9 protein-coding genes are annotated in these 12,380 nt (G+C 52.6%); 8 read left to right on the top strand and 1 reads right to left on the bottom strand.

The window, feature by feature from the left end:
* The first annotated feature begins 71 nt into the window (after positions 1-71).
* Positions 72-1,028 carry a VirK/YbjX family protein gene (locus tag K0778_RS03030; protein ID WP_001380339.1) on the top strand — a complete coding sequence of 319 codons (957 nt, stop codon included), beginning with the start codon at positions 72-74 and terminating at the stop codon, positions 1,026-1,028.
* On the opposite strand, the gene K0778_RS03035 is transcribed toward K0778_RS03030, so the two are convergent.
* Positions 1,025-2,683 (bottom strand): ATP-dependent endonuclease, encoded by a 1,659-nt coding sequence (locus tag K0778_RS03035; RefSeq protein WP_000599802.1) that lies wholly within the window; start codon positions 2,681-2,683, stop codon positions 1,025-1,027. The two genes, K0778_RS03030 and K0778_RS03035, sit on opposite strands and share 4 nt — an antisense overlap.
* A gap of 425 nt (positions 2,684-3,108) precedes the next feature.
* Here K0778_RS03035 and aqpZ point away from each other — a divergent pair, with 425 nt between their 5' ends.
* The 7 genes from aqpZ (at position 3,109) to K0778_RS03070 (ending at position 12,304) form a co-directional block, all read left to right on the top strand.
* Positions 3,109-3,804, top strand: coding sequence for an aquaporin Z (aqpZ, locus tag K0778_RS03040; protein WP_001298299.1), 696 nt, complete (start codon positions 3,109-3,111; stop codon positions 3,802-3,804).
* 494 nt (positions 3,805-4,298) lie between these two features.
* Positions 4,299-5,198 (top strand): L-lysine exporter LysO, encoded by a 900-nt coding sequence (lysO, locus tag K0778_RS03045; protein WP_000491142.1) that lies wholly within the window; start codon positions 4,299-4,301, stop codon positions 5,196-5,198.
* 143 nt (positions 5,199-5,341) lie between these two features.
* Complete coding sequence (hcp, locus tag K0778_RS03050) at positions 5,342-6,994, top strand: hydroxylamine reductase (protein WP_000458809.1); 1,653 nt, start codon at positions 5,342-5,344, stop codon at positions 6,992-6,994.
* 11 nt (positions 6,995-7,005) lie between these two features.
* Positions 7,006-7,974, top strand: a complete 969-nt coding sequence (gene hcr / locus K0778_RS03055; protein WP_000178677.1) for an NADH oxidoreductase — start codon at positions 7,006-7,008, stop codon at positions 7,972-7,974.
* Between the two features lie 132 nt (positions 7,975-8,106).
* Positions 8,107-9,825 carry a ubiquinone-dependent pyruvate dehydrogenase gene (gene poxB, locus K0778_RS03060; RefSeq protein WP_000815337.1) on the top strand — a complete coding sequence of 573 codons (1,719 nt, stop codon included), beginning with the start codon at positions 8,107-8,109 and terminating at the stop codon, positions 9,823-9,825.
* A gap of 36 nt (positions 9,826-9,861) precedes the next feature.
* Positions 9,862-10,863 carry a low-specificity L-threonine aldolase gene (gene ltaE / locus K0778_RS03065; RefSeq protein WP_063084856.1) on the top strand — a complete coding sequence of 334 codons (1,002 nt, stop codon included), beginning with the start codon at positions 9,862-9,864 and terminating at the stop codon, positions 10,861-10,863.
* A 10-nt stretch (positions 10,864-10,873) separates the two neighbouring features.
* Complete coding sequence (locus K0778_RS03070) at positions 10,874-12,304, top strand: SDR family oxidoreductase (protein WP_001136554.1); 1,431 nt, start codon at positions 10,874-10,876, stop codon at positions 12,302-12,304.
* Positions 12,305-12,380 lie beyond the last annotated feature (76 nt).

Here is a 12,380-nt window from a genome sequence, read left to right on the forward strand (position 1 = left end):
GTAATCACACTATTGATGTTTGGTTAAGATACGCAATGGTGAAATCGACGCCATGTATAACCATTGATTTCATGAATATGTCGCAGCTAACTGAACGGACCTTTACGCCATCTGAATCTCTCAGCAGCCTGTCACTTTTTCTTAGTCTGGCACGTGGACAGTGTCGGCCGGGTAAATTCTGGCATCGCCGTAGTTTTCGCCAGAAATTTTTGCTGCGCTCGTTGATTATGCCGCGTTTAAGCGTTGAGTGGATGAACGAACTTTCCCACTGGCCTAATCTCAATGTATTGTTAACGCGCCAGCCGCGACTGCCTGTGCGTCTGCATCGCCCTTACCTTGCGGCGAATCTTAGCCGTAAGCAATTGCTGGAGGCGTTACGTTACCATTATGCGTTACTCCGCGAATGTATGTCGGCGGAAGAATTCAGCTTATATTTGAATACCCCCGGGCTGCAACTGGCGAAGCTGGAAGGCAAAAACGGCGAGCAGTTCACGCTTGAGCTGACCATGATGATCTCAATGGATAAAGAAGGTGACAGCACAATCCTGTTCCGCAACAGCGAAGGTATTCCTCTGGCAGAGATCACGTTTACCCTGTGTGAATATCAGGGGAAAAGAACGATGTTTATTGGCGGACTGCAAGGCGCAAAATGGGAAATTCCACATCAGGAAATCCAGAATGCGACGAAAGCCTGCCACGGGCTATTTCCCAAACGCCTCGTGATGGAAGCGGCCTGTCTGTTTGCCCAACGTTTGCAGGTAGAGCAGATTATTGCCGTCAGCAATGAAACGCATATTTACCGCAGCCTGCGTTATCGCGATAAAGAAGGCAAGATCCACGCTGATTACAACGCTTTCTGGGAATCGGTTGGCGGCGTATGTGATGCTGAACGCCATTACCGCCTTCCAGCACAGATAGCACGAAAAGAGATTGCCGAAATCGCCAGTAAAAAACGGGCTGAATACCGTCGGCGCTATGAGATGCTCGACGCTATTCAGCCACAAATGGCCACGATGTTTCGCGGTTAATCCGCGCGACCGCGCGCCAGCCACAGCACGCGTGAGAACATTTTTTTCAGCAGCGTCGGTACGGAGTCCACACCACGACGTCCTGCCTCCATTGCCACTTCAATGGCAAGATCGGGTTTGGAAGAGCGATGGATCGCTTTCGAGATAATTTTGCGTAGATTCATCGGTACATTTTCCGGGATTTGCGCCATGCGGTGGAACACATCGGAAAATCCCTGGCGATACATAAAATGTTCCATATCCAGCGCCGGTAACGCCGTTAAATGTTCTCGTTCGGCTTCCCGATCGTTATTCAACAGGCTGCGTACCGTAGCGGCATATTTCTTCCCTGCTTCATCGCCATCGACCAGTACATGCCATTCAATCCCCATTCGGCGGGCAAATTTAACCAGTGGCTTTAGCCCGGACTGGGCAAACTCAATGACCTTGATCCCTTCGGCATCAAAATGATGTCCGCACTGACGCGCCAGTTCATTGATAACCCAGGTTTCCGTTTCCCCTTCCACCAGCAACCAGCAGCGTGCAAACAGCGATGACGGACGGTTAAAACGAATGTGAAAGGATATGCGTCGGCTATCTTCGGTACTCAAGCCACTCGGCCCCAGACGCCAGGCGGCAACGCGCGAGGACTCACGTACCAGTCGGCAAACATGCTCTACCGGCGTTAACGAAAGCAACTCACCCGAGTTGGTGGTGGCAATGCGCTGCAATGGCAGAAGATTCAACAGATGCCAGGCAACTGAAAGCATAATGGGGTGTAAACGGGTTTCTGGATCTTCGATCAGCAACAATGGACGGGCGTCTTTATCCAGTCGCAATGTGCCTTTTGCCTGCAACAAAGTAGCAAATAGGCCGAGCAAAATAACCCGATACGAGCGCCCACCAGGTCGGTCAATCATCCGGTTGATGATATCCAGATAGCGCCAGCTTCGTTGCTCATTGCTGGCTCGCCGCCGCATTAAACGATATCGCGCCTGTCCGGCCCCCTGCTCAGAGAAATAATGCTCAAGCAGCTGTACCATTGCGGAAAGTCCCTGACGAATCTGCCCATCAGAGAGATTTTGCGGATGTGAGGATAACTCACGGGCGAGGAAATCGAGCTGGCGCGCGGTGACTTCCACATTAGGGACATTTGGCACCGTGCCGTTACGAATACGGCGCATAAAACGGGCATCACGCAAGCGCAGCACCGGCATTAAACGCACCAGATGGCGTGCCTGATCGTTAATATCCTCGACATCAATCGGATGTCCGTCTTTATCGAGAAAACTGCGCAGTGTCATCACGCTGCCGTCTTCCGCACTCTCCCCTTCCAGACGATAAAAAATACGGTGATAGCCATCGGTGCATGGCGTCCAGCACGCTTCCAGCGGCCGATAACGGCGAACCCGATGTCGGCCTGGCAGCGATTCGCGGAAGGTCAAAATAATATGCAGATGATGTTCTCGCCCGTTGATATCTCCCGGCGGGAACCAGAAATCGTCGCGCTCAAAATGGTAGAGATCTGATTCTGGCGATAGCAGCAGAGTTAAGGCGTCCAGCAAGCTGGATTTACCCCACGCGTTCTCCCCAATCAGGACGTTGTTTTGTTCCAGCATCAACGACAAACGGTTGATACCGCGAAAACCCACAATTTCAACGCGCTCAAGAATCATATCCCCTCCAGAAATATGTGACTTATCCTTTACGCTGGCAGTATAACGGGAAAGGCCTTGCTAATACGTGATGACATCACATTTAAGCATGGCAAATGTCTGAAAAATGAGCGAATAATCGCGTTATACTCCCTCTTGCTGATAAGTCTGCAAAAACAACAAAATCAAATAATTAGCATGATAAATTATTTTTTATTACGCCTAAAGGATTAAATCTTTTGCGTGCACTACACTGTCAATCAGACAAATGACTATATGGGGCAACCCGCTGTTGCCCTAAATCAAATTTACTGGATTTATTTATCTGGTGAATGACTCGCCTTCGTTTTTAAAATAGCCGCGCATTATTTCCGTCGTCACTTTTTTACGACGACCCTATAAAACGACCATATTTTTCACAGGGTCAATTTTTAATTGAGGTGGATATGTTCAGAAAATTAGCAGCTGAATGTTTTGGTACTTTCTGGCTTGTTTTTGGTGGCTGTGGTAGTGCTGTACTGGCCGCAGGCTTCCCGGAATTAGGCATTGGTTTTGCCGGCGTGGCGTTGGCGTTCGGTCTGACCGTTCTGACGATGGCCTTTGCTGTTGGTCATATTTCTGGTGGTCATTTTAACCCGGCGGTCACTATTGGTTTATGGGCTGGCGGACGTTTTCCGGCAAAAGAAGTCGTTGGCTACGTAATTGCCCAGGTTGTCGGCGGTATTGTTGCAGCGGCGCTGCTGTATTTAATTGCCAGTGGTAAAACGGGTTTTGACGCGGCAGCCAGCGGTTTTGCTTCTAACGGTTATGGCGAGCATTCACCAGGCGGTTATTCCATGCTTTCCGCGCTGGTAGTTGAACTGGTATTGAGTGCAGGTTTCCTGTTGGTGATCCACGGCGCAACCGACAAATTCGCGCCGGCAGGTTTTGCGCCGATCGCTATTGGTCTGGCCTTAACCCTGATTCACTTAATTAGTATTCCGGTGACTAACACTTCTGTTAACCCGGCGCGCAGCACCGCGGTTGCTATCTTCCAGGGCGGCTGGGCATTAGAACAACTGTGGTTCTTCTGGGTGGTGCCAATTGTCGGCGGCATTATCGGTGGTCTGATTTACCGGACCCTGCTGGAAAAGCGTGATTAATTAACGCAGAAGGCCTGGCGTAATGTCAGGCCTTTTTTTAAGATGTTGTTATATGTTGATTCATCATCTTGTTGCGCTCCTTTCATGAGCTAAGCAACATATTGCCACTGGCGCAAGGAGCGCGCAGGGGGCGGCCAATCGCCGCCGCCCCCTGCACCCCCGGGCTCTGGCGAACAAAATCGCCGCTGCGCGGTGCCCTCGACTTATCCCTTACGGCTACCGGGTCGGGCGCGAGGTAACATCCCTGTAAAACGCGCCCTCAGCCCACATCCATGTGGGCTGCCCCGGCCTTCAGGGAACGCCTCGGCGATTTTGACGCCACCAACATCGGTGCAGTTTGTAATTAAAGCGCAAGAATATCTTTAAATGAAAACGAATACTCTACTGCTCCTTATGCATAACATTTCCTTTTAATTGCAACTTTACTCGTCCTTCCGCTTTCAGTAGTGTGTCATCGCGCATTTCGACTTCATCTTTGCAAGGACTGGGTTTTCATGTTTTCTGGGCTGTTAATCATTCTGGTTCCCCTGATTGTGGGTTACCTCATTCCGCTTCGCCAACAAGCTGCGTTAAAAGTTATTAATCAGCTATTAAGCTGGATGGTTTACCTTATTCTCTTTTTTATGGGTATCAGTCTGGCGTTTCTCGATAACCTCGCCAGTAACCTGTTGGCGATTCTGCATTATTCTGCCGTCAGTATTACCGTTATTTTACTGTGTAATATTGCCGCCCTGATGTGGCTGGAGCGAGGCCTGCCGTGGCGCAACCACCATCAGCAAGAAAAACTCCCGTCGCGTATTGCGATGGCGCTGGAGTCGCTAAAACTGTGCGGCGTAGTAGTGATTGGTTTTGCCATTGGTCTAAGTGGACTGGCTTTCTTACAACACGCGACCGAAGCCAGTGAATACACGTTAATTTTGCTACTTTTCCTCGTTGGTATTCAGTTGCGCAATAATGGCATGACCTTAAAGCAGATTGTCCTTAATCGCCGGGGAATGATTGTCGCCGTGGTGGTGGTTGTCAGTTCATTAATTGGTGGTTTAATTAACGCCTTTATTCTTGATCTCCCCATCAATACCGCGCTGGCAATGGCCTCCGGTTTCGGCTGGTATTCTCTTTCCGGTATTTTATTGACCGAATCTTTTGGTCCGGTAATCGGGAGCGCGGCGTTTTTTAATGATCTGGCCCGTGAACTGATTGCTATTATGTTGATCCCTGGGCTGATTCGCCGCAGCCGCTCTACTGCACTGGGCTTATGCGGTGCCACATCAATGGATTTCACCCTGCCCGTTCTTCAACGTACTGGCGGGCTGGATATGGTCCCGGCGGCAATTGTTCACGGTTTTATTCTTAGCCTGTTAGTGCCGATCCTCATCGCCTTTTTCTCTGCGTAATACCTCTCTGGCGGTAGATCCCTGCCGCCAAAATTGCGCTAAATCAATCTCCCTTAAAGTTGCATGAAAAATCCCTTTTATCCCCGCGTTAAGCGTCTTAACCTTAAACATGTATATTAAATATAACTTTAAAAGGTGTGATCATGTTTTGTGTGCAATGTGAACAAACTATCCGTACTCCGGCAGGAAACGGCTGCTCATACGCGCAGGGGATGTGTGGTAAAACGGCGGAAACTTCTGACCTTCAGGATTTACTCATCGCGGCGCTGCAAGGGCTTTCTGCCTGGGCGGTAAAAGCGCGTGAATACGGCATCATCAACCACGATGTTGACAGCTTCGCGCCACGTGCCTTTTTCTCAACCCTGACCAACGTTAACTTCGATTCTCCGCGTATTGTCGGCTACGCTCGTGAAGCGATTGCCCTGCGCGAGGCGCTGAAAGCGCAATGCCTGGCTGTAGATGCCAACGCGCGCGTCGATAACCCGATGGCTGACCTGCAACTGGTGAGCGACGATCTCGGCGAGCTGCAACGTCAGGCAGCAGAATTTACCCCTAACAAAGATAAAGCGGCGATTGGCGAAAACATTCTCGGCCTGCGTCTGCTGTGCCTGTATGGCCTGAAAGGTGCGGCGGCCTATATGGAACACGCGCATGTTCTCGGTCAATACGACAACGATATTTATGCCCAGTACCATAAAATCATGGCGTGGCTGGGGACCTGGCCTGCCGATATGAACGCGCTTCTTGAGTGTTCAATGGAAATCGGCCAGATGAACTTCAAAGTGATGAGCATTCTGGATGCAGGCGAAACCGGTAAATACGGTCACCCGACGCCAACCCAGGTCAACGTCAAAGCGACGGCGGGTAAATGCATTCTGATTTCCGGTCACGATCTCAAAGATCTCTACAACCTGCTGGAACAGACCGAAGGCACGGGCGTTAATGTCTACACCCACGGCGAAATGCTGCCTGCGCATGGCTACCCGGAGCTGCGTAAATTCAAGCATCTGGTCGGTAACTACGGCAGCGGCTGGCAGAATCAGCAAGTGGAGTTCGCTCGTTTCCCTGGCCCCATCGTGATGACCTCGAACTGCATCATCGACCCAACCGTAGGCGCTTATGACGATCGTATCTGGACCCGCAGCATTGTTGGCTGGCCTGGCGTGCGTCATCTGGACGGTGATGATTTCTCTGCGGTTATCACCCAGGCGCAACAGATGGCAGGCTTCCCGTACAGCGAAATTCCGCACCTTATCACCGTGGGTTTTGGTCGCCAGACGCTGCTTGGCGCTGCTGATACGCTGATTGATCTGGTGAGCCGTGAAAAACTGCGTCATATCTTCCTGCTTGGTGGCTGTGACGGCGCACGCGGCGAGCGCCACTACTTCACCGATTTCGCCACCAGCGTGCCGGATGACTGCCTGATCCTGACCCTCGCCTGTGGTAAATATCGCTTTAACAAACTTGAGTTTGGCGATATCGAAGGTCTGCCGCGTCTGGTAGATGCAGGTCAATGTAACGATGCTTACTCAGCGATTATTCTGGCTGTCACTCTGGCAGAGAAACTGGGCTGCGGTGTCAACGATCTGCCGCTGTCGCTGGTGCTCTCCTGGTTTGAACAGAAAGCGATCGTCATTCTGCTGACGCTGCTTTCTCTGGGCGTGAAAAATATCGTCACCGGCCCGACTGCACCTGGTTTCCTGACACCAGACCTGCTGGCGGTGCTGAACGAGAAATTCGGCCTGCGTTCTATCACCACTGTTGAAGAAGACATGAAGCAACTGTTGAGCGCGTAAGGAGTTTGTCGATGACGATGCCAACGAATCAATGCCCGTGGCGGATGCAGGTTCATCACATTACGCAAGAAACGCCGGATGTGTGGACGATTTCCCTGATTTGCCACGATTACTACCCATATCGCGCCGGGCAATATGCACTGGTCAGCGTGCGAAACTCAGCGGAAACGCTGCGTGCTTACACCATTTCCTCCACGCCAGGCGTGAGTGAATATATCACCCTGACCGTGCGGCGGATTGATGACGGTGTCGGCTCCCAGTGGCTGACGCGCGATGTAAAACGCGGTGATTATCTCTGGCTTTCGGACGCGATGGGGGAATTTACCTGCGACGATAAAGCAGAAGATAAATTCCTGTTGCTGGCGGCAGGCTGCGGCGTCACGCCGATTATGTCGATGCGTCGCTGGCTTGCGAAGAACCGTCCACAGGCCGATGTGCGGGTGATCTACAACGTGCGTACGCCGCAGGATGTTATTTTCGCCGATGAGTGGCGTAACTATCCGGTAACGCTGGTGGCAGAAAATAACGTTACCGAAGGCTTTATCGCTGGTCGTCTCACTCGCGAACTGCTGGCAGGTGTACCTGACTTAGCTTCACGTACCGTGATGACCTGCGGCCCGGCTCCGTATATGGATTGGGTAGAGCAGGAAGTGAAAGCGCTCGGCGTGACGCGTTTCTTTAAAGAGAAATTCTTCACCCCAGTAGCGGAAGCAGCGACCAGCGGTCTGAAATTCACCAAACTGCAACCGGCACGAGAATTTTACGCCCCGGTTGGCACCACGCTACTGGAGGCGCTGGAAAGCAATAACGTTCCGGTTGTCGCCGCCTGCCGTGCGGGTGTTTGCGGCTGCTGTAAGACAAAAGTGGTTTCCGGTGAATATACGGTGAGCAGCACAATGACGCTGACCGACGCCGAAATCGCTGAAGGTTACGTACTGGCCTGCTCCTGCCATCCGCAGGGGGATTTGGTTCTCGCATAATCGCCTTATGCCCGATGATATTCCTTTCATCGGGCTATTTAACCGTTAGTGCCTCCTTTCTCTCCCATCCCTTCCCCCTCCGTCAGATGAACTAAACTTGTTACCGTTATCACATTCAGGAGATGGAGAACCATGAAACAAACGGTTGCAGCTTATATCGCCAAAACACTCGAATCGGCAGGGGTGAAACGCATCTGGGGAGTCACAGGCGACTCTCTGAACGGTCTTAGTGACAGTCTTAATCGCATGGGCACCATCGAGTGGATGTCCACCCGCCACGAAGAAGTGGCGGCCTTTGCCGCTGGCGCTGAAGCACAACTTAGCGGAGAACTGGCGGTCTGCGCCGGATCGTGCGGCCCCGGCAACCTGCACTTAATCAACGGCCTGTTCGATTGCCACCGCAATCACGTTCCGGTACTGGCGATTGCCGCTCATATTCCCTCCAGCGAAATTGGCAGCGGCTATTTCCAGGAAACCCACCCACAAGAGCTATTCCGCGAATGTAGTCACTATTGCGAGCTGGTTTCCAGCCCGGAGCAGATCCCACAAGTACTGGCGATTGCCATGCGCAAAGCGGTGCTTAACCGTGGCGTTTCGGTTGTCGTGTTACCAGGCGACGTGGCGTTAAAACCTGCGCCAGAAGGGGCAACCATGCACTGGTATCATGCGCCACAGCCAGTCGTGACGCCGGAAGAAGAAGAGTTACGCAAACTGGCGCAACTGCTGCGTTATTCCAGCAATATCGCCCTGATGTGTGGCAGCGGCTGCGCGGGGGCGCATAAAGAGTTAGTTGAGTTTGCCGGGAAAATTAAAGCGCCTATTGTTCATGCCCTGCGCGGTAAAGAACATGTCGAATACGATAATCCGTATGATGTTGGAATGACCGGGTTAATCGGCTTCTCGTCAGGTTTCCATACCATGATGAACGCCGACACGTTAGTGCTACTCGGCACGCAATTTCCCTACCGCGCCTTCTACCCGACCGATGCCAAAATCATTCAGATTGATATCAACCCAGCCAGCATCGGCGCTCACAGCAAGGTGGATATGGCACTGGTCGGCGATATCAAGTCGACTCTGCGTGCATTGCTTCCATTGGTGGAAGAAAAAGCCGATCGCAAGTTTCTGGATAAAGCGCTGGAAGATTACCGCGACGCCCGCAAAGGGCTGGACGATTTAGCTAAACCGAGCGAGAAAGCCATTCACCCGCAATATCTGGCGCAGCAAATTAGTCATTTTGCCGCCGATGACGCTATTTTCACCTGTGACGTTGGTACGCCAACGGTGTGGGCGGCACGTTATCTAAAAATGAACGGCAAGCGTCGCCTGTTAGGTTCGTTTAACCACGGTTCGATGGCTAACGCCATGCCGCAGGCGCTGGGTGCGCAGGCGACAGAGCCAGAACGTCAGGTGGTCGCCATGTGCGGCGATGGCGGTTTTAGCATGTTGATGGGCGATTTCCTCTCAGTAGTGCAGATGAAACTGCCAGTGAAAATTGTCGTCTTTAACAACAGCGTGCTGGGCTTTGTGGCGATGGAGATGAAAGCTGGTGGCTATTTGACTGACGGCACCGAACTACACGACACAAACTTTGCCCGCATTGCCGAAGCGTGCGGCATTACGGGTATCCGTGTAGAAAAAGCGTCTGAAGTTGATGAAGCCCTGCAACGCGCCTTCTCCATCGACGGTCCGGTGCTGGTGGATGTGGTGGTCGCCAAAGAAGAGTTAGCCATTCCACCGCAGATCAAACTCGAACAGGCCAAAGGATTTAGCTTGTATATGTTGCGCGCAATCATCAGCGGACGCGGCGATGAAGTGATCGAACTGGCGAAAACGAACTGGCTAAGGTAAAAAGGGTGGCATTTCCCGTCATAATAAGGACATGCCATGATTGATTTACGCAGTGATACCGTTACCCGACCGAGCCGCGCCATGCTCGAAGCGATGATGGCCGCCCCGGTTGGGGACGACGTTTACGGAGACGACCCTACCGTTAATGCTCTGCAGGACTATGCAGCAGAGCTTTCCGGTAAAGAAGCCGCCATTTTTCTGCCTACCGGCACTCAGGCCAACCTGGTCGCTCTGCTCAGTCACTGCGAACGTGGCGAAGAGTATATTGTCGGTCAGGCCGCGCATAACTATCTGTTTGAAGCCGGTGGCGCAGCGGTGCTGGGCAGTATTCAGCCGCAACCCATCGACGCGGCTGCCGACGGCACGCTACCGCTGGATAAAGTGGCGATGAAAATCAAACCCGACGATATCCATTTCGCCCGCACCAAATTACTCAGTCTGGAAAACACCCACAACGGCAAAGTGCTGCCGCGTGAATACCTGAAAGAAGCATGGGAATTTACCCGCGAGCGCAATCTGGCGCTGCATGTTGACGGTGCGCGCATCTTTAATGCCGTGGTGGCTTACGGCTGCGAACTGAAAGAGATCACGCAATATTGTGATTCGTTCACCATTTGCCTGTCGAAAGGTCTTGGGACGCCAGTCGGTTCATTACTCGTCGGTAATCGTGATTACATTAAACGTGCCATTCGCTGGCGGAAAATGACAGGTGGCGGGATGCGCCAGTCCGGCACTCTGGCTGCCGCCGGGATATATGCCCTGAAAAATAACGTTGCGCGCTTGCAGGAAGACCACGACAACGCTGCCTGGATGGCGGAGCAGCTGCGTGAAGCAGGCGCGGATGTGATGCGTCAGGACACCAATATGCTGTTTGTTCGCGTCGGGGAAGAAAATGCTGCCGCGTTAGGCGAATACATGAAAGCGAGAAACGTGCTGATTAACGCCTCGCCGATTGTCCGCCTGGTGACGCATCTTGACGTCTCGCGCGAACAACTGGCGGAAGTCGCCGCCCACTGGCGTGCATTCCTGGCGCGTTAAGGAGAGAGACGTGCCGCAACGCATTTTAGTTCTCGGTGCCAGTGGCTACATTGGTCAGCATCTGGTGCGCACACTCAGCCAGCAAGGGCATCAGATCCTGGCGGCGGCACGTCATGTCGACAGGCTTGCAAAGCTGCAACTGGCAAACGTCAGTTGCCATAAAGTCGATCTCAGCTGGCCGGATAACCTACCGGCCCTGTTGCAGGATATCGATACGGTCTATTTTCTGGTGCACAGCATGGGCGAAGGCGGCGATTTTATCGCTCAGGAGCGCCAGGTGGCTCTCAACGTCCGCGATGCGCTACGTGAAGTACCAGTTAAGCAATTAATCTTTCTTAGTTCGTTGCAGGCCCCGCCACATGAGCAGTCGGATCATCTGCGTGCTCGTCAGGCTACGGCGGACATTCTGCGTGAAGCGAATGTACCCGTGACCGAACTGCGGGCCGGAATTATCGTTGGCGCAGGTTCCGCGGCGTTCGAAGTCATGCGCGATATGGTCTACAACCTGCCAGTCTTAACGCCTCCGCGCTGGGTTCGTTCACGCACCACGCCCATTGCGCTGGAAAACTTGCTGCACTATCTGGTTGCGTTGTTAGATCATCCGGCCAGCGAACACCGCATCTTCGAAGCCGCCGGACCAGAGGTGCTCAGTTATCAGCAACAGTTTGAACATTTTATGGCGGTGAGCGGTAAGCGCCGCTGGTTGATCCCCATCCCCCTCCCCACCCGCTGGATTTCGGTGTGGTTTCTCAATGTGATTACTTCCGTACCGCCCACCACCGCCAGGGCGTTGATTCAGGGGCTGAAACACGATCTGCTGGCGGATGATACCGCGCTACGTGCACTCATCCCACAACGGCTGATCGCTTTCGATGACGCGGTACGTAGCACGTTGAAAGAGGAGGAAAAACTGGTCAACTCCAGCGACTGGGGCTACGACGCTCAGGCCTTTGCCCGCTGGCGACCGGAGTACGGTTATTTTGCCAAACAGGCGGGGTTTACCGTTAAAACGTCCGCCAGCCTTGCTGCTTTATGGCAGGTAGTGAACCAAATCGGCGGTAAAGAGCGTTATTTCTTTGGCAATATTTTGTGGCAGACACGGGCGTTGATGGACCGCGCGATCGGTCATAAGCTGGCGAAAGGCCGCCCGGAGCGCGAATATTTACAGACTGGCGATGCGGTGGATAGCTGGAAAGTGATTGTCGTTGAACCGGAAAAACAACTTACGTTGTTATTTGGCATGAAAGCGCCGGGGCTGGGACGACTGTGTTTTAGCCTGGAAGATAAAGGCGACTATCGTACTATCGATGTCCGCGCTTTCTGGCATCCGCACGGTATGCCGGGGCTGTTTTACTGGTTATTGATGATCCCCGCGCATCTGTTTATTTTTCGCGGAATGGCAAAACAAATCGCCAGACTGGCAGAACAAAGCACAGATTAATCGACAAAACCTGCGTTATTCTTTCATGTTTCCCATTGCATCATGGGGGAAATCACGGAAGAATGCGCACGTTATT

Source organism: Escherichia sp. XD33 (assembly GCF_019375075.1).
GTDB classification, from domain to species: Bacteria; Pseudomonadota; Gammaproteobacteria; order Enterobacterales; family Enterobacteriaceae; genus Enterobacter; species Enterobacter flexneri_A.